Annotated in this window: 26 protein-coding genes, 1 pseudogene and 1 riboswitch; of the genes and pseudogenes, 22 read left to right on the top strand and 5 right to left on the bottom strand. The window is 42.2% G+C overall.

The genetic code is table 11. The features are described from left to right. Positions 1–172: 172 nt before the first annotated feature. On the top strand, positions 173–2,308 hold the full coding sequence (locus tag FFR00_RS08190; protein ID WP_137672912.1) for a YgiQ family radical SAM protein: 2,136 nt from the start codon (positions 173–175) through the stop codon (positions 2,306–2,308). Between the two features lie 41 nt (positions 2,309–2,349). Here FFR00_RS08190 and FFR00_RS08185 read toward each other — a convergent pair whose 3' ends face one another. From FFR00_RS08185 to FFR00_RS08175, 3 genes are read right to left on the bottom strand one after another with little or no spacing between them, the layout of a single operon-like run. Beyond that, positions 2,350–2,580: a hypothetical protein gene (locus FFR00_RS08185; RefSeq protein ID WP_137672911.1), complete on the bottom strand. Its 231-nt coding sequence runs from the start codon at positions 2,578–2,580 to the stop codon at positions 2,350–2,352. A gap of 9 nt (positions 2,581–2,589) precedes the next feature. After that, complete coding sequence (narL, locus tag FFR00_RS08180) at positions 2,590–3,225, bottom strand: two-component system response regulator NarL (protein WP_137672910.1); 636 nt, start codon at positions 3,223–3,225, stop codon at positions 2,590–2,592. Positions 3,226–3,239: 14 nt separating this feature from the next. Further along, entirely contained in the window at positions 3,240–4,928 is a 1,689-nt protein-coding gene (locus FFR00_RS08175) for a type IV pili methyl-accepting chemotaxis transducer N-terminal domain-containing protein (RefSeq protein ID WP_137672909.1), read from the bottom strand. Positions 4,929–5,028: 100 nt separating this feature from the next. Further along, a riboswitch (molybdenum cofactor riboswitch) is annotated at positions 5,029–5,169 on the top strand. Between FFR00_RS08175 and moaA the strand changes: the two genes are divergently transcribed. The 15 genes from moaA (at position 5,158) to FFR00_RS08100 (ending at position 15,612) form a co-directional block, all read left to right on the top strand. Further along, positions 5,158–6,132, top strand: coding sequence for a GTP 3',8-cyclase MoaA (gene moaA / locus FFR00_RS08170; RefSeq protein WP_137672908.1), 975 nt, complete (start codon positions 5,158–5,160; stop codon positions 6,130–6,132). (Overlaps the previous riboswitch by 12 nt.) Before the next feature lie 170 nt (positions 6,133–6,302). Next, entirely contained in the window at positions 6,303–6,791 is a 489-nt protein-coding gene (gene napF, locus FFR00_RS08165) for a ferredoxin-type protein NapF (RefSeq protein ID WP_137672907.1), read from the top strand. Further along, a complete protein-coding gene (locus FFR00_RS08160) occupies positions 6,788–7,054 on the top strand; it encodes a chaperone NapD (protein WP_137672906.1) in 267 nt (88 codons plus the stop codon). The genes napF and FFR00_RS08160 overlap by 4 nt, the downstream gene beginning before the upstream one ends. Beyond that, on the top strand, positions 7,051–9,540 hold the full coding sequence (gene napA, locus FFR00_RS08155) for a nitrate reductase catalytic subunit NapA (protein ID WP_137672905.1): 2,490 nt from the start codon (positions 7,051–7,053) through the stop codon (positions 9,538–9,540). The genes FFR00_RS08160 and napA overlap by 4 nt, the downstream gene beginning before the upstream one ends. Positions 9,541–9,624: 84 nt before the next feature. Next, positions 9,625–10,074 carry a nitrate reductase cytochrome c-type subunit gene (locus FFR00_RS08150; protein WP_137673112.1) on the top strand — a complete coding sequence of 150 codons (450 nt, stop codon included), beginning with the start codon at positions 9,625–9,627 and terminating at the stop codon, positions 10,072–10,074. 27 nt (positions 10,075–10,101) lie between these two features. Further along, positions 10,102–10,674 (top strand): NapC/NirT family cytochrome c, encoded by a 573-nt coding sequence (locus FFR00_RS08145; RefSeq protein WP_137672904.1) that lies wholly within the window; start codon positions 10,102–10,104, stop codon positions 10,672–10,674. Between the two features lie 16 nt (positions 10,675–10,690). Next, positions 10,691–10,822, top strand: coding sequence for a TIGR02808 family protein (locus FFR00_RS08140; protein WP_137672903.1), 132 nt, complete (start codon positions 10,691–10,693; stop codon positions 10,820–10,822). Between the two features lie 79 nt (positions 10,823–10,901). After that, the gene (locus tag FFR00_RS08135) at positions 10,902–11,489 is read left to right on the top strand and encodes a molybdenum cofactor guanylyltransferase (protein ID WP_137672902.1); all 588 of its coding nucleotides are present in this window, start codon (positions 10,902–10,904) and stop codon (positions 11,487–11,489) included. After that, the gene (gene moaB, locus FFR00_RS08130; protein ID WP_137672901.1) at positions 11,486–12,004 is read left to right on the top strand and encodes a molybdenum cofactor biosynthesis protein B; all 519 of its coding nucleotides are present in this window, start codon (positions 11,486–11,488) and stop codon (positions 12,002–12,004) included. Before FFR00_RS08135 ends, moaB begins: the two co-directional genes overlap by 4 nt. Next, on the top strand, positions 12,004–12,483 hold the full coding sequence (gene moaC / locus FFR00_RS08125; RefSeq protein ID WP_137672900.1) for a cyclic pyranopterin monophosphate synthase MoaC: 480 nt from the start codon (positions 12,004–12,006) through the stop codon (positions 12,481–12,483). The genes moaB and moaC overlap by 1 nt, the downstream gene beginning before the upstream one ends. A gap of 9 nt (positions 12,484–12,492) precedes the next feature. Beyond that, positions 12,493–12,741: a molybdopterin converting factor subunit 1 gene (gene moaD / locus FFR00_RS08120; RefSeq protein WP_137672899.1), complete on the top strand. Its 249-nt coding sequence runs from the start codon at positions 12,493–12,495 to the stop codon at positions 12,739–12,741. Continuing rightward, on the top strand, positions 12,742–13,182 hold the full coding sequence (gene moaE / locus FFR00_RS08115) for a molybdopterin synthase catalytic subunit MoaE (RefSeq protein WP_137672898.1): 441 nt from the start codon (positions 12,742–12,744) through the stop codon (positions 13,180–13,182). A gap of 38 nt (positions 13,183–13,220) precedes the next feature. After that, the gene (gene modA, locus FFR00_RS08110; protein WP_161985124.1) at positions 13,221–13,892 is read left to right on the top strand and encodes a molybdate ABC transporter substrate-binding protein; all 672 of its coding nucleotides are present in this window, start codon (positions 13,221–13,223) and stop codon (positions 13,890–13,892) included. A gap of 3 nt (positions 13,893–13,895) precedes the next feature. Then, positions 13,896–14,588, top strand: a complete 693-nt coding sequence (modB, locus tag FFR00_RS08105) for a molybdate ABC transporter permease subunit (RefSeq protein WP_137672896.1) — start codon at positions 13,896–13,898, stop codon at positions 14,586–14,588. Next, a complete protein-coding gene (locus tag FFR00_RS08100; RefSeq protein ID WP_137672895.1) occupies positions 14,575–15,612 on the top strand; it encodes an ATP-binding cassette domain-containing protein in 1,038 nt (345 codons plus the stop codon). The genes modB and FFR00_RS08100 overlap by 14 nt, the downstream gene beginning before the upstream one ends. Before the next feature lie 11 nt (positions 15,613–15,623). On the opposite strand, the gene moeA is transcribed toward FFR00_RS08100, so the two are convergent. Beyond that, complete coding sequence (moeA, locus tag FFR00_RS08095) at positions 15,624–16,856, bottom strand: molybdopterin molybdotransferase MoeA (protein WP_137672894.1); 1,233 nt, start codon at positions 16,854–16,856, stop codon at positions 15,624–15,626. Positions 16,857–17,215: 359 nt separating this feature from the next. Between moeA and FFR00_RS08090 the strand changes: the two genes are divergently transcribed. Both FFR00_RS08090 and FFR00_RS08085 read left to right on the top strand, forming a co-directional pair. After that, the gene (locus tag FFR00_RS08090; protein WP_137672893.1) at positions 17,216–17,815 is read left to right on the top strand and encodes a GNAT family N-acetyltransferase; all 600 of its coding nucleotides are present in this window, start codon (positions 17,216–17,218) and stop codon (positions 17,813–17,815) included. 1 nt (position 17,816) lies between these two features. Beyond that, positions 17,817–18,098, top strand: a complete 282-nt coding sequence (locus tag FFR00_RS08085) for an acylphosphatase (protein ID WP_137672892.1) — start codon at positions 17,817–17,819, stop codon at positions 18,096–18,098. Positions 18,099–18,125: 27 nt separating this feature from the next. Here the strand turns inward: FFR00_RS08085 and metG are convergent, their stop codons facing one another. Continuing rightward, complete coding sequence (metG, locus tag FFR00_RS08080; protein WP_137672891.1) at positions 18,126–20,183, bottom strand: methionine--tRNA ligase; 2,058 nt, start codon at positions 20,181–20,183, stop codon at positions 18,126–18,128. 202 nt (positions 20,184–20,385) lie between these two features. On the opposite strand from metG, the gene udk reads away from it, so the two are divergent. The 4 genes and pseudogenes from udk to FFR00_RS08060 form a co-directional block, all read left to right on the top strand. Beyond that, positions 20,386–21,030 (top strand): uridine kinase, encoded by a 645-nt coding sequence (gene udk, locus FFR00_RS08075; RefSeq protein ID WP_137672890.1) that lies wholly within the window; start codon positions 20,386–20,388, stop codon positions 21,028–21,030. 132 nt (positions 21,031–21,162) lie between these two features. Further along, entirely contained in the window at positions 21,163–23,034 is a 1,872-nt protein-coding gene (locus FFR00_RS08070) for an AsmA family protein (protein ID WP_137672889.1), read from the top strand. A gap of 43 nt (positions 23,035–23,077) precedes the next feature. Next, complete coding sequence (locus tag FFR00_RS08065; RefSeq protein WP_137672888.1) at positions 23,078–23,551, top strand: low molecular weight protein-tyrosine-phosphatase; 474 nt, start codon at positions 23,078–23,080, stop codon at positions 23,549–23,551. A 100-nt stretch (positions 23,552–23,651) separates the two neighbouring features. Continuing rightward, positions 23,652–23,820, top strand: a pseudogene (locus FFR00_RS08060) (helix-turn-helix domain-containing protein); the annotation flags it as partial.

Here is a 23,820-nt window from a genome sequence, read left to right as displayed (position 1 = left end):
TAACTGTCTACCTAAGCAACTAAATATTATGAGAAATTTTAGACTAAATCCAATCACCTAGCTAGCTGTAACGTAGCTAAGACAGGCCAATTTGTTAACTCTGTGTTAATCCGTTTCCTACTCACTCGTATTACGTATATAATGCCGCGCTTACTTTTTTGAGACTTTGTATATGCACACAGCTGAAACCCTGTTTAAACCTGAAACTTGTGTAAACCGTCAGCGAGCCGCTGCGCCGTTTTTGCCGATGTCTCGTAAAGAGATGAAAGCCTTAGGTTGGGACAGTTGTGACATTATCTTAGTGACTGGCGATGCCTATGTGGATCACCCTAGTTTTGGTATGGCGGTTATTGGCCGAATGCTTGAAGCTAAGGGGTTTAGAGTGGGTATCATTGCTCAGCCCGAGTGGACCAGTAAAGACGCGTTTATGACGCTTGGTAAGCCTAATTTATTTTTTGGCGTAACAGCTGGCAACATGGACTCGATGATCAACCGCTATACGGCTGATCGCAAATTGCGCCATGATGATGCATATACACCAAATGATGAAGGTGGAAAGCGGCCAGATCGCGCAGTGATTGTGTATTCTCAGCGCTGTAAAGAAGCGTATAAAGATGTACCCGTTGTTTTGGGTGGTATTGAAGCTAGCTTGCGCCGGATTGCCCACTATGATTACTGGTCAGACAAAGTTCGCCGTTCAGTATTGTTTGATGCAAAAGCAGAATTACTTATCTATGGAAACGCTGAACGTCCGCTAGTGGAAGTGGCTTATCGTTTAAGCCAAGGTGAGGACATTGCTGATCTTTATGATGTGCGTGGTACGGCCATTATTCGTAAAGAAGCGCTACCTGGATGGAGCGGATTAGATTCAAGTCACCTCGATAAACCAGGAAAAATCGATCCTATTCCTAGCCCTTATGCCGAAATTGAGGAAACTTGCTCAAGCAAGGAGGACGCTCCGGTAGAATCAGATCCACAGCAAGCCAAACCAATTGTTGTGCAAATGGAGAAAAAGCGTCCTTGGGAAAATGTATATATTAATTTGCCTGCTTACGAACAGGTAAAAGTTAACCAAGTGCTTTACGCGCATGCTTCTCGTATTTTCCACCTTGAGACAAACCCTGGGTGTGCGCGAGCATTAGCTCAGCGCCACGGTGATCGTTATATATGGCTTAACCCTCCTGCGTTACCATTAAGTACCGAAGATATGGATGGCGTGTTTGGTTTACCTTATCAACGTATTCCGCATCCTAGTTACGGTAAAGCGAAAATCCCGGCTTATGACATGATTAAGTTCTCAATCAATATCATGCGTGGTTGTTACGGGGGCTGTACATTCTGTTCTATCACTGAGCACGAAGGGCGAATTATTCAAAGTCGTTCAGAAGATTCTATTATCAATGAGATCGAGCAGATCAGAGATCAAGTGCCTGGATTCACGGGTATTATTTCTGATTTAGGTGGTCCTACCGCGAATATGTATCGCTTAAATTGTAAAAGCCCGAAAGCCGAAGAAACCTGCCGCCGTTTATCCTGTGTTTACCCAACTATTTGTCATCATATGGATACTGACCATACGCCGACTATTGATTTGTATCGCAGAGCGCGAAAGGTGGAAGGCATCAAAAAGATCTTGATTGCTTCTGGTGTTCGCTACGATTTAGCCATTGAAGACCCGCGTTATATTAAAGAGCTAGCGCTACACCATGTCGGCGGGTATTTAAAGATTGCCCCAGAACATACCGAAGAGGGTCCATTGTCTAAGATGATGAAGCCGGGCATGGGGACTTACCACAAGTTTAAAGAACTATTCGACAAATACTCTAAAGAAGCGGGTAAGAAACAGTATCTGATTCCTTATTTCATCTCTGCGCATCCAGGGACCAAAGATGAAGATATGGTGACCTTGGCGCTGTGGCTTAAAAAGAATAAATTCCGCTTAGACCAAGTGCAAAACTTCTATCCATCGCCATTGGCTAACGCAACAACTATGTATCACACCGAGCGTAATCCGTTACATAAGGTGAGCCATACTAGTGAAAAAGTGTCGGTAGCGAAGAAGGGGCGTCAGCGTCGCTTGCATAAAGCTTTGCTACGTTATCATGATGAGAAGAACTGGCCGTTAATTCGTGAAGGCTTAACGAATATGGGCTTAACGAAATTAATTGGTAATGGCTTGCATCATTTGGTGCCAGCCGACAACCGAAGAGGTGGTCGCGGTGCGGCGAACCGTGGTTATAAAGGTGCCAAAAACAGTAATTTTGCTGCGACACGGTTTACCAACAAACAGTTTAAGCAAAAACGATAACGTAAAAAAAGCGGCTTGTTAGCCGCTTTTTTATTGCTTGTTTATAACCAATGCCTTAGCAAATCTAACAACACGGTTAATACTAGTAAATAAACTGACCTACGTATTAGCAGGTACTCATTAGGGCTTAAATCGTTTACTGGTTTAAAGAAAATCCGCAAAGGATTAAACCAATCGTTATGTTGTCTAGCATGCCCCCACATCGCTTTGCTAACAAAGCTAAGCGCTAAAAGTATACATAGCGCTTCTGCAACCAAGACCAGATTATTCATGGTTAAAGCTTAGGCCATATGCTCTAAGTACATGACCGTAAGTTCTACTCGAGACTTGGCGTTTAACTTACGCAATAGGCTTTTAACATGAACCTTCACAGTGCCTTCTGTGATTTTTAAACTAGAGGCTACTTCGCGATTACTAGCACCTTTAGCGATTTCATTCAGCGTTTGTAACTCACGTTTGGTTACCGTGGCTAACTTCTCAGCAAACTCATCATTTTCGTGTAGGCAGTTTAGGTAAGGCAATAGCTCTTCGCTTAATACTTGTTTACCTGCAGCGGCTTGTTTGAGTTGTTCGTGTAATTGCTCAGGCTCCATATCTTTTAACAAGTAACCATCTGCGCCAGCGTTAATGAGCTTGATTACGTCTTGTTTAGAGTCAGAAACTGTAAGAATAATGATGGTTGAAGAGACCTGTTTTTCTCGTAACAGTTTTAAGGTATCTAAACCCGACAAACCCTTCATATTAAGATCTAGTAATACAACATCGGGTTCTAATTCGGTGCAGAGTTCTACTGCTTGTGCGCCACTGCCTGCTTCTGCAACTACGTTAAAATCTGGCTCTATGCTTAAAAACTGCACGATACCTTTTCGCATTAACGGGTGGTCGTCTACAACAATAATGTTGATTGGGTCGCTCATAGCTTAAAGAATCCTTAATTACTCTTTGTAGGGAAGGTTAGTTTTACCGATACGCCACCAGTTAAAGACTGCTCGAAACGTATTTCGCCATCTAAACGTTGCGCACGTTCTTGCATAATCTGTAAGCCGTAATGATCGTTAACCTGTTTTAATTTATTGCCTTGCAATCCATTGTCTGCAATCTCAACCGATATTTGCTCTGGTTCGCCAATACATGTTACCGAAATTTTATCACAGTCAGCATGTTTTAAAGCGTTTATGATCGCTTCTCTCACAATTTGAATAATGTGAATTTGCTTGTCGGCTTCCACCATATCGTTGGAAATGTCTGTATTTAACTCAATAGTTTGTTGGTGCTGAGTATTAAGCTCTTCTATTAATACTTGTAAAGAATCTACCAGCAAAGCGTTTTTAATGGTTAACCTAAAGGTAGATAGCAGCTCACGCAGTTGTATATAGGCTGAGCTTAAAACACTTTGTATCTCGTTACTTATCTCTAAGCTTTTAGCAACGTCTGTGGGTGACTGCTTTAGTTGCCGTTGTAACAAGCTGTTTTGAATTTTCAGGTAAGAGAGGCTTTGAGCTAAAGAGTCATGTAGCTCGCGTGCAATGGTGGCGCGTTCTTCCATGAGTAACAGTTTTTGCTTTTGCAATAAGCTTTGTTCAAAGCGCAGTACTTTGGTTACGGTGCGGCAATAGCTGGTCACAATCGCCGCTCTATCTTCAGGAATAGCAGGGAGCAGCAAAGAGCCGTATTGTTCTTGGTTAAGCTCTAGCGGAATGGGGGTTGCAAATTCACTTATTTCGGGCTCAATGTCTATCGCAATATCCAGCTTCTCGATATAAAGTTTTGCGCCTTTTATGCCGAGAGTATCGCACAGTAATTCTAAGGATTGGGTGAGGTGTTGTTGATTCAAATTGTTATTAAATAGAGTTTGTTCAAGATTGTATAAAAAATTGAGGTCGCGGTTGGCGCGACGTAATTCCTTGGTCTTATCTTTTACTTGGTTCTCTAGGTTTTGATATGAGCGCTCTAAGTCTTGCGACATAGATACAATAGCTTTGGCCAAAGTTTCCATTTCAATGCTGGCGTAAATGGTGGAAATTGATATTTTGAAATCGCCGTTTTGAACTTGTTTTGCGGCCTCAACCAAACGGTAAATTGGCCGAGAGATATTACGTTGCATATACCACAAAGTATAAACTGCAATCATGGTGATGATGGCAAAAGCGATAAGTTGAAGCAGGGTTAATTGGAATACTTTTGCTTCAGAACCATATTGAGTATGTGCAACAAAATCGTCGATTAGGTCGACAAAACCCACAATTTGTTTGTCAAAACTAGCGATATCTTTATTTTTAACAAATGGTTTTAACTGCTCCCAACGGTGTTTTACTTTCTGATAACGCTGATTAATAGTGTCGTCTTGCTGGGCTACTTTCATCAAGGCAGGGCTAGACAGGGATTTCTCAAATTGGTCGATTTTCCTAGGAAGTGCAGTGTCATAAACATTTAGCGCGTGCGCCATTCGGTAGCTTTGCATGCGTAAAGAACCAGCAACATTTATAGCTTCTGCATCATTTAAGCTATTCACCAAAGTAGTCAAGGAGCTAATAGCGACCAAGGCGAATAAAAACATCATTAAACTTAAAAGGCGAATAACAGCGGTGCCAATGGAGCGTTTGCCAAAAAAACGTTTCAAGCGGAAATCCTTGTATTTACGAAAGTTTTAATACAATCAAATTGCCATCAAATTGTAACTCTTTAAGAAAGCACTTAACAAATGTTGTTTTGTTGCATAACATTAAAAGCATCACCGAAGTCTAAAACGACCTACGTCACAATGATATGGCGTTTAGACCCTTAGCATTAGACTAAGCAGGGTAGAGTTCAGAAATGGCTTTGCCTCCCGCATTTGGAAAGGTTGATTTATGTTATCGGATTCATTTTCCCGAAAATTTTTCTATTTGCGTCTGTCACTGACCGACGTCTGTAATTTTAAGTGTAACTATTGCTTGCCCGATGGTTACCACTGCGACACTCCTCATACCAACCTTAGTTTGTCTGAAATAGAGCAGTTAGCCACGTGTTTCTCTCGGTTAGGTACTAACAAAATCCGCCTTACTGGTGGCGAACCCAGTCTGCGCAAAGATCTTGTAGACGTAATGAACATTTGCTCGAACACCACGGGCATAAAGCAGCTAGCCATGACCACCAACGGCTTTAAGTTAGCAACACATGCAAAACGTTGGAAAGAGGCAGGTTTAACTCACGTTAATGTGAGTGTAGATAGCCTAGACCCACGCCAGTTTGAGTTAATAACCGGCACCAAAACATTTGAAAAAGTGATGGCCGGAGTTGATGAAGCTTTGGCGCAAGACTTTACTGCAGTGAAGTTAAATGCGGTTCTGATCAAGCATATGGCTAAGCAAAATTTTCGTAAGTATCTTGATTGGATTAAAGACCGCCCAGTTGAAGTTCGTTTTATCGAGTTGATGCAAATGGGTGATCACCCTGAGTACTTCGATAAACATCATATTGCAGGCGATGGTTTTAAACAGCTCCTGTTAAATGAAGGCTGGGAGCAACAAATAAGTGCACACAATGCAGGCCCCGCTCAGGTTTTTCATCACTCTGATTATGCCGGCAAAATAGGTTTAATCATGCCTTATTCAAAAGACTTTTGTGCAAGCTGCAATCGTTTACGTGTTTCTTCACAAGGTAAATTACATTTGTGCCTATTTGGAGAAGAGGGCGTAGACTTGCGAGATTTGTTGCAAGACCCTATTCAGCAAGCTCAACTTAGCCAACGAATTGAAACCGCTCTTCAGACTAAAAAAGTCAGCCATTTCCTTCACGACGGTAATACCGGCGCTACTCCTCACCTCGCTTCTATAGGCGGATAAGTTTTAGTGCGTGATGCAAATCACGCACTATACTTGATCTAAATCAATCATCTGGACAAACACCTCTTTCGAGGTATGTTTTTGAATGTTAATAGAAATTACGCTTAACCCTAAGAAACCTAGGGTGGTTTTACCAGTTTGGCTAAAGCCTGATTTCGTAAGGAAAATTGATGTCTGTAGACCTGTCTAAACGTCGTATGTTTAGTCCCAGCGATACGATTCGCAGTAAGCAACATCACTCATTACCTTGGCTAAAACAATCAATCGAAGATGGTTGTAGCCAGTGTGGTGAATGCATCAAAGCGTGCCCCGAGCAGATTATTGTTAAAGGCAGTGGTGGTTTTCCGGTGGTTGATTTCACTAAAGGTGAATGCACATTTTGTTACCAATGTGCTGCAGCTTGCCCAGAATCTTTGTTTCACCCTCAGCAGCAATCTGCTTGGTCTAATTCAGTTAACGTTAACGATTCTAAGTGTTTGGCTCAAAACGGCGTTTATTGCCGTAGTTGCAGTGATACTTGTGAACAACGAGCGATAACAATTAAACCTTTATTGGCAGGTAAAGCAGAGGTCAACGTAGACTCGGAGCATTGTAATAGTTGCGGTGCTTGTATCTCAGTATGTCCAAGCCAAGCTATTGAAATAAAGGAAGTTGGATGAACGAAGAGTACCATATTAGTAGCGCAGTGGTGATGTGTAATCCTGACCGTATCACTGAAGTTATTGACCAAATCAGCGGACTTTCTGGTTTAGAAGTTCACGGTTTTAACCCAGAAGGGAAAATTGTGATCTCTATTGAAAGTGAAATGCGAAACAACATCGTAAATACCCTAGAAGATATAGGAAAGTTGGAAGCAGTGCTAAGCAGCAATTTAGTATTCCACCAATTTGAACCAGCTAATGCTAATGAGGAAGTATCATGAAATGGACTCGCCGACAGTTTGTTAAAGCGAATGCAGTAAGTGCCGCAGCCACCGTTGCCGGTATTAGTTTACCTGCAAGTGCCACCAACCTAATTACTTCTTCAGAAGATACAAAGGTTACCTGGGATAAAGCCCCTTGTCGTTTTTGTGGTACGGGTTGTAGCGTATTAGTAGGCTCTCAAAATGGTAAAGTAGTGGCAACCCAAGGTGACCCGGAGTCACCGGTAAATAAGGGTTTAAACTGTATTAAGGGCTACTTCCTTTCTAAGATCATGTACGGTAAAGACCGGTTAACCACGCCATTGCTGCGTATGACCGACGGAAAATTTGATAAAAATGGCGAGTTTGCTCCTATCACTTGGGATCAAGCCTTCGACATTATGGCCGAAAAGTGGAAAAAAGCCTTGGCCGACAAAGGCCCTACTTCAGTAGGTATGTTTGGTTCAGGCCAATGGACCGTTTGGGAAGGTTACGCGGCTGCTAAGTTACATAAAGCTGGCTTTTTAACCAATAACCTCGATCCAAATGCGCGCCACTGCATGGCTTCTGCGGTAGGTGGCTTTATGCGTACCTTTGGCATAGATGAGCCAATGGGCTGTTATGACGATTTAGAAGCCGCTGATTCGTTTGTGCTTTGGGGCTCAAACATGGCGGAGATGCACCCAATTTTGTGGTCGCGCTTAACCGACCGTCGTTTGTCTGCACCACACGTTAAAGTGCATGTGTTATCTACCTTTGAACACCGTAGCTTTGAATTAGCCGACAACGGCATGGTATTCACACCACAAACCGATTTAGCCATTCTTAACTACATTGCTCACTATATTATTGAAAATGATAAAGTGAACTGGGACTTTGTGAATAAGCATACCCACTTTAAACGTGGTGAAACCGATATTGGTTATGGCTTACGTCCAGAGCATCCTCTTCAAAAAGCTGCTGCACATCCAGACTCTGGCAAAATGACCGATATGAGCTTCGATGAATATCGCGAGTTCCTAAAAGATTATAACCTAGAAGCCGTGGCGAAATTGTCTGGCGTTCCTGCAGAAAAACTTGAAGCTTTAGCCAAAGATTACGCTGATCCTAATGTTAAAGTAACTTCGTTCTGGACCATGGGCTTTAACCAACATACTCGCGGAGTATGGGCGAATAACTCTTGTTACAATATTCATTTATTAACCGGTAAAATCTCAGAGCCAGGCAACAGCCCGTTCTCGTTAACTGGTCAACCGTCGGCGTGTGGTACTGCGCGTGAAGTGGGGACGTTCTCACATCGCTTACCAGCAGATATGGTGGTTGCTAATCCGAAACACCGTAAAATTTCTGAAGATATTTGGCAGCTACCTGAAGGCGCAATTCCGCCAAAACCGGGTTACCACGCAGTACTTCAAAACCGTATGTTGAAAGACGGTAAGCTAAATGCCTACTGGGTGATGTGTAACAACAACATGCAGGCCGCGCCTAACATTAATGAAGAAGGCTTACCGGGATACCGTAATCCAGAAAACTTTATTGTGGTGTCAGACCCATATCCAACCGTTACCGCGCAAGCCGCTGATCTTATTTTACCTACTGCAATGTGGGTAGAAAAAGAAGGCGCCTATGGTAACGCCGAGCGTCGTACCCAGTTTTGGCACCAACAGGTTTCACCACCGGGTGAAGCAAAGTCAGATTTATGGCAAATGGTTGAGTTTTCTAAGCGCTTCGCTGTTGAAGAAGTTTGGCCAGCTGAGTTGATTGCTAAGAAACCAGAATATAAAGGTAAAACTTTATACGACATTCTTTATGCAAACGGTGAGGTTGACAAATTTCCGGTTGAGCAGGTTGATGCGAAACTAAATGATGAAGCTAAAGATTTTGGATTTTATCTGCAAAAAGGCTTATTTGAAGAATACGCCAAGTTTGGCCGCGACCATGGCCACGATTTAGCCCCATTTGATACTTACCACGAAGTGCGAGGTTTACGTTGGCCGGTTGTTAATGGTGAAGAAACCCGCTGGCGTTTTCGTGAAGGGTCAGATCCTTATGTTAAAGCAGGTGAGGGCGTTAACTTCTATGGTAAACCAGATGGCAAGGCTTTCATTATTGCTACGCCTTTTGAGCCAGCGGCAGAGTCTCCAGACGAAGAATACGACATGTGGTTAAGCACCGGTCGAGTACTAGAGCACTGGCACTCAGGCTCTATGACGCGTCGTGTACCAGAATTGTATCGCGCATTCCCCGATGCCGTATTATTTATTCACCCAGAAGATGCCAAACAGCGCGGCTTCAAACGTGGTGATGAAGTGCTGATTCAGTCTCGGCGTGGTGAAGTTAAATCGCGAATTGAAACTCGTGGCCGTAACCGTCCACCAAAAGGCTTAGTATTTATGCCTTGGTTCGACGCCAAGCAGCTAACCAACAAGCTCACCCTTGATGCAACGGATCCTTTATCAAAAGAGACCGACTTTAAGAAGTGTGCGGTTAAGTTAGTTAAGGTTTAAGTTAATGAAAAAGCACTGAAAGCCCCTCGCTTTCAGTGCTTCGCTAACAATATTTGCCAAGGTGGCGGAGAGAGTATTATGAAAATGCGAGTTTTATTATCAGGCTTTATAACCAGCCTTTTACTATGCGGAGCGGTTGTCGCTAACGATTACATTAGTAATGGTGGTGTAGATTCATTGCGCGGCGATACTGAGCTAAACACTCAAACTCAGGCTGCAGGTTTAAAATCTGTAGTAGAGCAAGATAAACCCTATGATAGCGATTATGTGTTTCAACCACCGTTGATACCACACCAAATTCGCCATTATGAGATGAGTTTAAATGCGAATAAATGTTTGTCATGTCATAGCTGGAAAAACGCTCGCGAAAGTGGCGCAACTAAAATCAGCGTGACACACTATGAAGCGCGAGATGGCCAAGTACTGGCGGATGTGTCTCCACGTCGTTACTTCTGTTTACAATGCCACGTGCCTCAAAACGAAGCGGCTCCGTTGATTGAAAATGATTATGAACGTGTTGAATCGTTACGCTAAACACTAGGTTTAACCAGAGGCTAAATTATGAAGTTACTAAAAGCATTTTGGCGGAAACTAAGCACTCCCAGCAAGGCCGCTGTGGGTGTAGTGTTAGCGCTAGGCTTTACTGGTGGTATCTTATTCTGGGGTGCGTTTAACACCGGAATGGAAGCCACCAATACCGAGGCATTTTGTTCCGGATGTCATGCGCCAATTGTGGCTGAAATCCAGGAGACGATTCACTATTCAAACCGTTCCGGGGTGCGAGCAATTTGTTCAGATTGTCACGTACCGCATAATTGGACTGACAAAATAGTACGTAAAGTTCAAGCCAGTAAAGAGCTTATTGCTTTTGCGATGGGTACCATTAGTACTCAAGAAAAATTTGAAGCGCGTCGTAAGCACTTAGCTGAGCGAGAATGGCATCGTATGAGCCAAAATGACTCTCAAGAGTGTAGAAACTGTCATGAATTTGATTTCATGGATTTCTCAGAGCAGCGTCCACGCAGTGTCGCTCAACACTCAGATGCATTGGCAAGTGGCGAAAAAACTTGTGTTGATTGTCACAAGGGTATCGCTCACCGCTTACCGGATATGAGCGGCGTTGAAGGCTGGTAATAATTAAGGAAGACACATGAGTACTTTAGAATCAGTTTTTTGGCATGTGTTAGGTTATGCTGCCATGCCTACCATTTTTGTTATGGGCTTTGTTGGAGTTGCGGTTGTTTCGCTAGCGATTCTATCCAAATGGGATAAAGACCAATAACTTAGTCTGTATTAAGACTTTTCATCACAACACTTAGTAGGCATTATTAGGCCTACTAAGTCGTTTCTATACGAAGATAATGCATAGTAAATCACCAGAAGCTATCCAAGGCGTAATATTGGCCGGCGGCCAGTCTCGCAGAATGGGTACTGATAAGGCGCTACTTGATTGGCAAGGTAAAACATTGCTAGCGGCTAAAGTTGCTCAGTTAAGTACAGTATTACAAAGTAGTGTATTTGTGAGTGGCAGTTATAGCGGATTTGAATGCATTGCAGATGAATCGAAATCGCTCGGGCCGTTAGCGGGCATAAAAAGCACCGTAAAAACGTTGGAGTGTGAGGCATGTGTGTTCATTCCTGTGGATATGCCTTTGTTAAGTGATGGCGTTATTGAACATTTGCTCTCTTTGTATGAGACAAATAAACAAAGCTACTATTGCCGCTCAAGCGTATTCCCGTTAGTTCTTGAAGTAAATCAAGCTACGATTCAATGCATTGATGAGGTACTTGCTAGGCCTGAGGCAAAGCAACGCTCGATTAAAGCCCTTTTAACACTTATTAATGCCCAAGCCGTTCAATTTTCTGAGGCGTTTACTAACACTTTGGTTAACACTAACACGCCTGAGCAATGGCAAATGATTAAACATATTAGCGGAGAACAACCATGAGCCATTTGGCTAATGATACTCAAACCTTTTTAAATATTGCAGTGCTAACGGTATCCGATACTCGCAATGAAGAAACCGATACCTCGGGCCGTTATTTAGCTGAAGCATTAACAGATGCTGGACATAAGCTAGCGGATAAAAAAATAGTCATCGATGATATTTACCAAATACGTGCAGTGTTAAGTAACTGGATTGCTGATCCAAACATTGACTGCGTTATTTCTACTGGCGGCACTGGTTTTACTGCTCGTGACAATACACCTGAAGCCGTTCATGTACTATTTGATAAAGACATTGAAGGTTTTGGTGAGTTGTTTCGCCATATCTCTTATACAGAAATTGGAACCTCAACGGTGCAGAGTCGCGCATTAGGTGGTTTCGCAAATAAAACCGTTATTTTCTGCGTACCTGGCTCTACCAATGCTTGTAAAACTGCTTGGCAAAAAATACTGCTAGAGCAACTAAATAGTACTCATAAGCCGTGTAACTTTGTTCCTCACATAGGTCAAAAGTAATGAGCAAATTTACCCATATTAATGCTTCTGGTGAAGCCATTATGGTAGATGTTTCCGATAAAACTGAAACTAGCCGAATTGCTAAAGCTCAGGCACGAGTTAATATTAATCAGCAAACAGTCGCTAGCTTGGTTAATGGTGAGCAACACAAAGGTGACGTATTTGCTTGTGCACGTATTGCCGGGATACAAGCTGCTAAAAAAACCTCAGAGCTGATACCTTTATGCCACCCTTTAATGCTAAGCAAAGTGACTATAGAGTTGGATCTGGATGAAAGCGCAGGTGTGATTACGGTGATAAGTACCGCCAAGGTGAAAGGGCAAACAGGTGTTGAGATGGAAGCGTTAACAGCGGCCAGCGTTGCAGCCTTAACGATTTACGACATGTGTAAAGCGATTCAAAAAGACATTGTTATTACCGATCTCAAGCTACTAGAAAAACACGGTGGTAAGTCTGGCTCTTTTAGTGCTGAGGCATAAGGTGAATATATGCAGGTAAACGTGTTATTTTTTGCTCGATTAAAAGAGCAATTAGGCTGCTCTAGCCTTAGTCTTGAGCTAGCAGAGGGCAGTAATACGACTCAATTGAAAGCCGAGCTAGTAAGCAAAGGGGAGCAGTGGACGATTTTAGAGGAATCCTCGGTATTGATGGCAGTTAATCAACAGCACATTAGCGATGTTAAAAGCTTAGCCAATGGTGATGAAGTGGCATTTTTCCCACCGGTTACGGGCGGTTAAATGATACGGGTTCAAACTGACGACTTTAATGTGGGTGATGAGTACCAAGCACTACGTAATCGCGCTAGTGCTGGGGCAATTGTATTTTTTGTTGGCTTAGTTCGAGACATGAATTTAGGCGAACAAGTTAAAGGTTTACATTTAGAGCATTATCCGGGAATGACGGAGTCTCAGTTAGAAGCCATTGTTGAGCAAGCCAAGCAACGTTGGCCTATTCAAGATGCTAGTGTGGTTCATCGCGTTGGTGATTTAGATGTGAGTGACCAAATTGTGTTTGTTGGGGTTAACAGTGCTCACCGAGAAGCATCATTTGAAGCTTGCCATTTCATTATGGATTACCTTAAAACTCAAGCCACCTTTTGGAAAAAAGAGCGCACGAATAATAACGACACTTGGTTAGATGCTCGAGAATCTGATTTAGAAGCAAAAAGTAAATGGTAAAACTGCTAGTTTCTTTTTTTCTATTATTGAGCTGCACTGTGAAAGCTGAACCGGTAACGATAGCGGTTGCTGCTAATTTTAAAACCACTGTAGAAGCGTTAGCGAAAGATTATCAGCTCACTAATACTCAGTTTACGTATCGTATTTCTAGTGCATCAACAGGTATTTTATACAATCAAATTAAACACGGTGCTCCTTTTGATTTATTCTTTTCTGCCGACGATCTTCGACCACAACAGTTGGTTAATGAGCAGCACGCAATAAAACAGAAACCCTATGCTGTGGGACAGTTGGTTTTTTGGGCGCCACAGTTCACAGACCAAAATGGTGAGTTCGTTAAAGGTGAAGCCCTTTGGAACAAATGGTCGGAACCGTTTGCTTACGCCAACCCTGAATTAGCACCTTACGGTGCCGCAGCTCAGCAATTGGTTAGTGAGATAAACGCTTCACAAAAAATTATACTGGCGAACAATGTATCTCAAGTGTATCAATTTATTGTTACTGGTAATGTTAAAGCCGGTTTTGTTGCTCGTTCAATTAAGACCGATTTAGACGGATCTTTCTGGATAGTGCCTAAAAATAGGCATCCAGCGGTAACCCAAAATATAGCCTTACTAACAAACACATCGCAAGCTGTTGATTTTTACCATTACTTGTCTAGTTCAGCCGCACACTCTATCATCAAAGAAAATGGATATTTGTTACCTTAATCAATGACCGATGCTGAAATACAAGCCATTGTTTTATCGATAAAGCTCGCTTCTCTGAGCTGCTTTATCTTGTTGCTAGTTGGCACTCCGCTAGCATGGTGGTTGGCTCGAAGCGAACGCAAAATTAAACATGTAATAGAAGCCATTGTGGCGTTACCTATTGTTCTACCACCTACCGTATTGGGTTTTTATTTGCTGATTAGCTTTGCGCCGAACAGTATTATGGGCCAGTGGTGGCTAACGCTTACTGGTAGTCAGTTAGCTTTTAGTTTCTCTGGGTTGGTATTTGCCTCTTGCTTATATTCTTTGCCTTTTGTCGTTCAACCCATTCAAAGTGCTTTTAAACAAATTGAACCAGGTGTGCTCGACGCGGCCAAGGTTTTACGAATGCCTAGGTGGAAACAACTATTAGCCGTTGAGCTACCTTTAGCCAAAAATGGCTTTATCGTTGCGATGGTCTTGGGTTTTGCACATACCTTGGGTGAGTTTGGTGTGGTACTTATGATTGGAGGCAATATTCCTGGTGAAACACAAGTAATAGCGATTGCTTTGTTTGACCATGTAGAAAGCCTTAATTTTGCCGCTGCCCATCGCTTAGCTTTAGTATTGTTAGGCTTTTCATTTGTCGCGTTGTTATTAACTTATACTTTCTCTGCTTCAAAGAAGCGAGTAGGGAGCATAGGTGTTAAGTTTTAATCTTGAGTACCTACGTGATAACTTTTCATTAACAATAGAGCCAACTCAGCTACCTTTATTATGTGGAGTGTTTGGTCCATCAGGGGTGGGGAAAACAACCTTGCTTAGAGTTTTGGCCGGTCTTGAGCCTCCTCGAAACGGAGACATTTTTTTCGCGTCACAAACTTGGTTTAATCGAAACACTAATCTTAGTTCACATCAACGTCCCTTAGCGTTTGTCACTCAGGGCAGTTATCTTTTCCCCCACCTCAGTGTTAAACAAAACATCCAGTTATCAAGTCGCATCAACGCTGCTGATTTAGATTATTTGCTTAAGTTATTTGATTTGGAGCCTTTATTAGATAAAAAGGCTGATCAACTTTCTGGTGGGCAAGCTCAAAGAGTGGCTCTAGTTAGAGCTCTGGCAACAAAACCTAAACTATTACTGCTAGACGAACCACTTTCGGCGATAGATAGAGGCAGCGCTACGAAACTACTAAAAGGCTTAAAAGCTTGGCTGATAAAACACAATATCGCTAGCTTGATGGTGTCTCATAATCCTGAGGATTTAATCTTTTTTAGTGATAAAGTCTTGCTTGTCGAACTCAATAAAACCTGTGAATTGGGAGACAGCTTACAACTTATCAACCGCTTCAATGACCAACATAAGCAAACCTTGGTGCTAAAAGTTGCTCTTGCTGAACGAAAGGCCGATCTTGGCTGGCGTTGGTTCAAATTTGGCGAACAACATCTATTAGCAGAAAGCGCTAATGATTTATCAGAAGATACTCACTTGGTGGGGTTTAAGCCGAGCAATATTGTTATCGCTAAGTCTTTTGTAGAAAACTGTAGTGCGCAAAACCAATGGTTAGCAAAGGTATTGGCAATAACAGTTACTGAACTGAGTTGCTTAATTGAAGTTGAATTGGAAGGCTTAACCTTCTCAGTACCCATATCGCCAAGCGCTCAACAAGCCTTATCTTTACAAGTGAATCAATCCGTTTACTTGTTACATAAGGCTGTTAAGTTACATAACCAATTCTAGTTGCGACGAGGCTATAGAATAGGCTCTGCAAACATTTCTATATTGACTATCTCGCCTGCGTTTACTTTACCTCTATCTTGCTCTAGCACCACAAAACAGTTGGCTTGGGTTAAGCTGGTAAAGATGGCACTGCCTTGGGCGCCAGTTGACGTTACTTGCAGCTCGCCTTTATCATTGATGCTGGCAAAGCCTCTCTGGTAATCAGTGCGCCCTGGTGACTTTCTAAAGTCTTGTAATGAAATAGCCTGTAGGCTTAAAGGCCCTCGGTACTGCCAATCAGTCGCTTTGGCAATAACTAACATTGCCAGCTTGTAAAACGTTACATAAGCCGACACCGGGTTGCCGGGTAAGCCAATAAAGTAAGAATCTGACAAGTTACCAAAAGCAAATGGTTTACCGGGCTTTATCGCTAGCTTCCAAAAGCCAATGTCGCCGATCTCATCCAGCACTAACTTGGTGTAATCTGCTTCACCAACCGACACTCCGCCACTACAGATAACGATGTCTGCTTGCTGGTCCGCACTAATAAACGCTTCGGCGACTAATTGTTTATCATCTGCAATTACCCCAAAATCGATGATATCAACGGGTAACTTTTCGAGAAGGGCACGAATAGCGAATCGATTGCTATCGTATATTTGACCATGCTGAAGCGGGTTACCTGGTTGAACTAGCTCGTCACCACTCGATAGCAAAGCTACTTTCAGTTTGCTTTGTACTTTAACTTTATCAATGCCGAGTGTGGCTAACAGCCCAATATGGCTGCTGTTTAGGCGAGTTTGGGCGGTGATAACCACTTGGCCATGTTTTACATCTTCACCCATCAGTCGAACATTTTTGCCTTTGTTAATGGCTTGTTCGAATATGATTGAATTGCCTTCTACCCGTGTATTTTCTTGCATTTCAACTGCATCACAACCCGGTGGGAGAGGAGCGCCAGTCATAATCCGCACGCAATGATCAGCTTCTAAAGCGAGATTTCGGGTATCACCTGCAAACACTTTATGACTTAAAGGAAGCGTTTTATTGCTCGGTAGTTGATCTGCTGCGATGGCGTAACCATCCATAGCACTATTGTCGAATGGAGGGATGTTTAAAGGCGATTTGATATCAACAGCTAACACTCTTCCTAAAGCATTTTCTAGTGTTACATCCTCGACTTTCGTTTTTAGTGAAACAGCGTCTACAAGCTTTCTTTTAGCTTGCTCTATCGGCATAAGCCCCGGTTGACTGCAGCAATCCATCGAGTTTCCTAATTGGTTTTGGCTCGCCAAATAATCGAGCGAAGCACTGTGTAAATTTTCTCAAATTATCGCATTTCTAAGGTGTTTATTCAGTGATTAACGTAAATAATTATCACAGAGCCATTAACCATAGATTGGAGCATTCACCGATGAGTTTTGTCAGCACAATCTCAGTTTCTAGGACTTGATTTGGAAAACTATCGTTCTTGCTGGCTTTTATACTGGCAAGAGGCCGAATGGCTTAGCGAATAAGAGACTTATTTTAGCTAAAGGCGCTTTTAACTTTGGCTTATCATGTGTAACATGTTGTTCACAACTGGTCACCTGTCACAGTTTAGACGTTTATCAAGGGAGTTGATATGTCATCGGAAACGGCAACCAATATGGTCGTGCGTGCAATTTCTAGTATAGAGTTATATCAGTTCTGTGAGCTGCTTATGGAAGCAGCAAGCTGGTTTGAATCTCGTGGCGAACCTCTTTGGAAGTTCCATCAAATTACCCCCCATTCTTTGCTAGCTAATCACCGCTTAGACGAAATGTATATGGGCTACATAGCCGGCAAACCGGTTGCAGCGATGATTCTAAACAATCGCAGTGGCGCTATAGATGTAGCACCCGAGGTGAGACGAGAAAGTTTGTTCATGCATAAACTTACCGTGAATAGGGACTATGCTGGGAAAGGTTTAGCAAAATTGATGGTGGACTGGGCGCGCTGCTACGCGCTTAAGCAAGGTTTTACCTTACTCAGTTTAATTTGTAATTGTCGCGATGAGCGTCTGCGGTGGACCTTAAGCCAGTTTGGCTTTGAAGAAGTCGAGCTGCTGAATGCCCAATACCAGTTACAACGTTATTTTTGTTTAGATTTAGATCACTGTAATGTACCGCTAGAGAGTGTTCCTGTTGACGCGCTAGGGTTTGATTTTGCCATTATGAGTGAAGCAAAACCATTGATGGGTTGATATGGAGCTTAAACGTGTAACAGCACTGGCCAAGGGTAAAGTGCAAGGTGTCGGATATCGATACCATGTAATGCTTAAGGCGAATGAATTAAAAGTATGTGGTTATGCAAAAAATTTGTCTAATGGTGATGTTGAAGTGGTCGCGGAAGGCAGTGAGTTAGCCTTATTACAGTTATTGGAGCATTTGCTAATCGCGTCGCCTTATTCAAAGGTTGAACGTGTTATTAGCCAAGAGATAACAGTAATAGACAAGCCCAGTTATAACGATTTTTCTAGCTATTAAAAAAGGCGCCAATTGGCGCCTTTAAATTTACATAACTCGCATACCTGGCTGGGCGCCATCATCGGGGCTTAACACCCAAATATCTTTTCCACCAGGTCCAGCGGCTAACACCATACCTTGAGATTCACCAAAACGCATTTTTCTTGGCGCTAGGTTTGCCACCATAACGGTTAACTTGCCTTCCAACTCTTCTGGCGCATAAGCAGACTTAATACCTGCAAATACTTGGCGAGTTTCAGTGCCAATATCTAGCTCTAAACGCAGTAGCTTTTCAGCTTTTTCTACGTGCTCGGCTTTAACGATACGAGCTATTCGCAAATCGATTTTTGCAAACTCATCGAAGCTGATTGTGTCGGCAATAGGTTCAATCGCTGATTCACTCGTCGCTTCTTCAGCTTTTTTCTGTTCCTGGTCCTTGGCTGGTACAGCAGCAACCAAATTGTCTTTAGAGGCATCAACCATGGCTTCTACTTTAGCCATATCGATGCGTTGCATTAAGGCTTTAAAGCTTTGAATTTCGTGGCCTACAAGGGTATTACCGATATCAGCCCATTTAAGTTCTACATTTAAGAACTGTTCAACCTTTGCGGTTAATTCTGGTAGTACTGGTTTTAAGTAAGTGATCAGTACCCGGAACAAATGAATCCCCATTGAACATACCTGGTGAGCACGCTCTAGAGTGTCTTCATTTTTTGCAAGCTGCCAAGGTGCTTCTTCTGCAATATATTGGTTGGCTTTGTCGGCTAATGCCATAATCTCGCGCATAGCTTTACCAAATTCACGTCCTTCATATAAGGCTGCGATGTTTTGTTCTGCTGCTACAAACTCATCAAGTAAATCTTGGTTGCTTACATGAGTAGATAAGGTGGCGTTAAAGCGCTTGCTAATAAAGCCGGCAGTGCGGCTGGCAATGTTAATAACCTTGCCTACCAAATCAGAGTTAACTCGTTGTGCGAAGTCTTCTAGATTTAAATCTAAGTCATCAATACGATTATTGAGCTTAGCGGCGTAATAATAACGCAGGTATTCTGGGTTTAAATGATCTAAATAGGTTCGCGCTTTAATAAAGGTACCGCGAGATTTAGACATTTTTGCGCCATTAACCGTGACATAACCGTGGGCATAAACGCTAGTAGGTTTTCGGTAACCTGCACCCTCTAACATGGCGGGCCAAAATAAGCTGTGGAAGTAAATAATATCTTTGCCGATGAAGTGGTAAACCTCGGCGTCTGAATCTTTGTTCCAATAGCTATCAAAATCCAAATCGTCACGTTTATCACATAGATTTTTAAAGCTGCCCATGTAACCGATAGGTGCATCTAACCAAACGTAAAAGTATTTGTCTTCAGTACCCGGAATTTTGAACCCAAAGTAGGGCGCATCACGGCTAATATCCCACTGCTGTAGACCTTGTTCAAACCACTCATTAAGTTTGTTAGACATCTCTTCTTGGAGTGAGCCAGAGACGGTCCAATCTTTTAGCATGTTTTGAAATTCTGGTAAGTCAAAGAAGTAATGCTCTGAATCTTTAAGAACAGGTTCTGCGCCAGAAATAACTGATTTAGGCGATACTAAGTCTGTTGGGCTATAAGTAGCACCACAATTATCACAGTTGTCGCCGTTTTGATCTTCGCTACCACATTTAGGGCAAGAGCCTTTTACAAAACGGTCAGGCAAAAACATGTTTTTCTCAGGATCGAATAACTGAGAAATAGTACGTGTTTTAATATGGCCAGCTTGGTTTAACTTGTTGTAAATATCTTCCGATAGCGTTTGGTTTTCTGGGCTATGGGTTGAGTGGTAGTTATCAAATTCTATATGGAATTCTTTAAAGTCAGCGGTGTGCTCAAGCTGAACTTGATTGATCATCTCTTCCGGCGTGATCCCCATTTGCTGAGCTTTTAGCATGATAGGCGTACCGTGTGCATCGTCGGCACAAACATAGGTACAAGTATTGCCGCGAAGTTTTTGGAAACGAACCCAAATATCGGTTTGAATATATTCCAGTAAGTGGCCTAAGTGAATAGGACCATTGGCATAAGGTAAGGCACTGGTTACCAGGATTTTGCGTTGTTCGTTTGTCATGTGATCTACTGTAAGCTCAGTCAATTAACAGGTGATTCAAGGGTGCCAATATTACCCTAAGCGGCAGTTGATGCCTAGTAGCGTAGCGCTTATGGAACAACTATTACGAATTTGCGATTAATTATCTTGCTTCAAGCTATTCCCGTAATGACTAATACTTTGTTAGCACCTATAATTGCGGCAAAAGTACCAGGTTAATTCTATGAAAAATCAAGATCATAATATTGTCGTTATTGGCATTTCTGGGGCATCGGCCTCTGGCAAAAGCCTTTTCTCTCAAACTATCGTAAACGACATTCGTAATGAGTTGGGTGATGATTGTATTGCTGTGATTAACGAAGACAGCTATTACAACGATCAGAGCCACATTACGCCTGAAGAGCGTAAGCTAACCAACTATGATCATCCCAAATCTATGGACCACGCATTACTGGTTAATCACTTAAAACAGCTCAAACAAGGGCAGGCGATTCAGCAGCCACAATACAGTTATAAAGTGAATAACCGAATGGACGAAACCAAAACGGTTGAACCTACAAAAATCGTGGTTTTAGAAGGGATTCTATTGTTTACAGATCCTGCTATTAGAGAGCAGCTAGACATTAGTATTTTTGTAGATACACCTTTAGATATTTGTTTAGCTCGACGTATTCAGCGCGATGTTAAAGAGCGCGGTCGAACTCTAGATTCAGTGTTGTCTCAATACAACACCACTGTTCGTCCAATGTTTTTGCAGTTTGTCGAGCCGTCTAAGCAGTACGCCGATGTGATTGTGCCAAGAGGTGGAAAAAATCGGATTGCTATTGATATTATTAACGCAAAAATTCGCCATTTATTGGCGTCTTAGCTAACACCAACTCACTAGAATTAAACCAATTAAAATGAAAGCTGGCTAAAAGCGAAGCAAAGCTAGCAGATCTCGATTATCATTTATAGATAAATTGCATATTATTCAACAGCTTTGTTAATAGGGAAAATTATGAAAAAGTTGCTATATGGTGTGGTCATTGTAGTTGCAGCACTGGTTGTAGCCGTAGTTATTGCAGTTTCATTGGTAAATACCGACGATATAAAACAACTATTGGTTGATAAAACGAAACAGGCGACTGGCCGAGAGTTAGTGATCGAGGGTGATTTGGGCTGGCGCTTTTTCCCCAGTATTGGTTTTGAACTGGGTAAAGTGCGTTTATTGGACCACCCAGACTTTGGTGAAGGTGATACATTCAGTATCGAAGGTGCAGAGATGTCTGTTGCCTTAATGCCGTTATTCAGTAAAAGCGTTGAGGTAGGTGACATTTCTCTGCAGGGATTACGTTTACGTCATCAAACTAATGCCGACGGCAGTACCAATTTAGATGATTTAACCCAGTCTGACACTAGCGCTGACAAATCTGATCCAGAGCCAAGTAATGAGTCTGATTCGGGGGCTTCTGCGCCTAGCGATTGGAACATAAGCTTGTCTGGTATAAACGTGGTTGATGCCAACGTTGAGCTTATAGATTTAAAACAAAACAAAACGCTGAAACTTGGACCGGTTAACTTTTCTTTAGAAGGTCTAGAGTTAGGTGCAGACAACAAATTCGCACTTTCTTTAATGTTTACTGATGGAGAGATGAGTGTTGAGCAACAAGCAGAAGGCTTACTGTTTATTGCCAATGACTTTAGTGAAGTTGCGCTAAAGGGGGTAAATAACGGCTTATCTTTGCAAGGTGCCGCTATACCCAATGGTGCGATGAATATACAAACCGGCTTTGATTTAGCTTATGTAGTTAACGCAAAAACAGCTGCATTAAGCAATTTGGTGGTGGATATAGATGGTAAAACAAAAATTAATGGTAGCAGTAGCGTTGTATTAAACGAGATACCCTTAGTTAAGTTTGATTTCACTATCCCGCTTTTAGATACCGCCCACTTTATTGGCTCAAGCAGCATTGATACAGCCAAAGAAGAGAGCGAATCACCTACACCAAGTAACAGTGAGCCTGAGCAAGAGCCAGATCTCAGCGCGCTTAAAACGGTTAATCTAGATGGTGTATTAAGAATCACTAAGTTACAGCACGAAAAATTACACATTGAGAATATCAAACAGCATGTGAGCATTAATAAAGGTATTTTGCGCCTTAAAGAGTTAAGTGCTGATTTGTACGGTGGTAAATTGTTGAGTAACGCGGTTGTAAATGCTCAAAAATCGATAGCAAGTTATTCAATGACAGCTACGCTAAGTGGCGTACAAGCAAGACCCTTATTAACCGATGCCGCAGGTTTTGAATACATCGCTGGCGGACTAAATGTCGATTTGGATCTTAAAGGTGTCGGTTTAACTCCTGCAGCGGTTAAACAAAAAATATCTGGTCCAGTCAATGCTACATTCACCGATGGCGCTGTTTATGGTGTGAATATTCCGCAAATGATCCGCAGTGCTAAAGCTTCAATAAAGGGCGGAGATAAACAACAAGCTAAGGAAGAGCAGAAAACAGATTTTAGTGAACTGTTAATAAATGCCCAATTAGGTAAATCAGTAGCTACGGTTAAGAAAATGCAAATGTCTTCGCCGCTGTTGAGAATAGATGGCAAAGGTAATACTCACTTAATCAAAGAAAGTCTAGATTTTAGCTTCGTTACTAAAGTTGTCGCGAGCTTAGAAGGGCAAGGTTCTAAAAATGATTTGGCTGGTCTAGATATACCGATTAATGTTAAAGGTTCTTGGTCAGAGCCTAAAATTAACCTTGATATGAAAAAGTTGTTTGAAGGGCAGGCAAAAGAAGCCGTGAACAAAGAACTTAAAAAAGCACTGGGCGATAATGAAGACAGCAAGCAATTGCTCGACAGTCTAGGTGGCTTTTTCAACTAAGCAACAAAGGGCACTTAACGTGCCCTTTTTTATAGGATTGATTGTGGAAAAAATTGCGGGTGTAAAATCTATATTGGTTGTTTGCATGGGAAACATCTGTCGTTCAACAACTGCAGAAGCGGTATTACGGGAAAAACTAAAGCAAAGTAAGTTAAAGATTAAAGTTGACTCAGCAGGTACTACTGGATATCACAAGGGGGATAAACCAGACCCCAGAGCGATTAGAATAGCCGAAGAGAAAGGCTATAAGTTCAAAGGTATTCGTTCACGTAAGGTTGCTGATAAAGATTTTGTTAAGTGTGATTTAATATTGGCGTCAGATAAAAAAAACCTAGCCTACTTAGAAAAGCATTGCCCTGCAGAGCATGCTCATAAACTGGCGCTTTTTCTCCCTGTTGGTGGTGTAGAAAGAGAAGAAATACCCGATCCTTACTATGGCAGTGTACAAGGATTCAAACAGGTTCTTGAAATGATAGAGCAGGCCAGTGACACTATAATTGAGCGATTAAAAGTTTAGCAATACAAAAAAATGAATATAAAAAAGGCCAGCATTAAGCTGGCCTTTTTAGTGTCTTATGTCCCGTCCGGAAATAGGTTGACATAAAGAGGACTTCTTTATGACAACACCCATTAACTCAAGCCGTAAGCGCACACAACGCGATTACACCTTAGCCTTTAAATTAGGTGTTGTAGCGCGCATCGAAAAAGGCGAAATGACGTACAAACAAGCACAAGCCCGATTTGGCATTCAGGGGCGTTCAACCGTACTGGTTTGGCTCAGAAAAC

The organism is Agarivorans sp. Toyoura001 (assembly GCF_005405585.1).
Taxonomy (GTDB): domain Bacteria; phylum Pseudomonadota; class Gammaproteobacteria; order Enterobacterales; family Celerinatantimonadaceae; genus Agarivorans.
This window is presented reverse-complemented; position numbering and strand designations above follow the sequence as displayed.